Consider the following 234-nt stretch of genomic DNA (forward strand, 5'->3'; position numbering starts at 1 on the left):
GTAAAGGCTTTTTTAGCGATATAATTTTCAAATGAAGAAGCCTACACACAAAATCTACCGCACAACCAATTGGCCCGCATATAACCGAGCACTCATGAGTCGCGGAAATATTGCCATTTGGTTTGATCCTGCTACGCAATGGTATGCGCCATCAAAAGGCAAACAAGGGCGAAATCAAACCTACTCCGACGCAGCCATCCAATGCTGCTTAATGATTAAATCCTTATTTCGTCT

Annotated in this window: 1 protein-coding gene; it reads left to right on the forward strand. The window is 42.7% G+C overall.

Features of this window, described 5'->3' with window-relative positions; genetic code table 11:
• Nucleotides 1-31 precede the first annotated feature (31 nt).
• A partial coding sequence (locus RRF55_RS28045) for a transposase (protein WP_171252086.1) occupies nucleotides 32-234 on the forward strand: 203 nt, incomplete at its 3' end.

It is taken from the genome of Klebsiella sp. K47, from assembly GCF_051858335.1.
Lineage (GTDB): Bacteria > Pseudomonadota > Gammaproteobacteria > Enterobacterales > Enterobacteriaceae > Klebsiella > Klebsiella pneumoniae.